This window comes from Vibrio sp. 10N.261.52.A1, assembly GCF_002876325.1.
GTDB classification, from domain to species: domain Bacteria; phylum Pseudomonadota; class Gammaproteobacteria; order Enterobacterales; family Vibrionaceae; genus Vibrio; species Vibrio chagasii.
Genome location: NZ_MCYD01000351.1, coordinates 1 through 594, shown reverse-complemented (window position 1 = coordinate 594; position 594 = coordinate 1). Strand labels below are relative to the sequence as shown.

Annotated in this window: 1 protein-coding gene; it reads left to right on the top strand. The window is 39.4% G+C overall.

Features of this window, described 5'->3' with window-relative positions; translation table 11 throughout:
* Positions 1-465, top strand: a 465-nt coding sequence (locus BCT81_RS04330) for an Lrp/AsnC family transcriptional regulator (protein ID WP_102423343.1), incomplete at its 5' end; no start/stop codon positions are given.
* Positions 466-594: the final 129 nt, after the last annotated feature.

The window sequence follows — 594 nt, the reverse complement described above, 5'->3', positions numbered from 1 at the left end:
GAAATTGACCGCATAGATAGAAGCATTCTTATCCAACTTCAAAAGAATAATCGTATTCCCAATTTAGCATTGGCCGAGCTTGTTGGTTTGTCACCGCCTGCCTGTTTAAAGCGTGTAAAACGTTTGAGAGAGGAGGGAGTGATCGTGGGCGATGTATCTATTATTAACCCTGAGCTTGCTGGTCATAAGATGACTTTGGTCGTGTCTGTCGAAATGGAGCGAGATAGAGGCGATATTTATCAAATTTTTCGCCATTCTATCTCGAAGGCTACAGAAGTTACGCAGTGTTATCAGATCTCAGGCAGTTATGACTTTATGCTTATCGTGACTGTTAAAGATATCCAAGCCTACGAAGTCTTTGTTGAGCGAGTGCTACGCAAAGATCTCAATATTCGTAAGTTCCACACCTCTGTATCAATGAGAACGGTGAAGTTTAGTACTGAATTGAATTTAGAAGAGGCGTAACCGAGAGTAGGACGTTTAGTACAAAATTGCAGCTATGTGAGGTAACTAGCTTAAATTCGTATAAATAGCAGGCATTTACGCAAAATGTGACGTTCACATTTTGTCATAACTTTAATAATTGTATATATT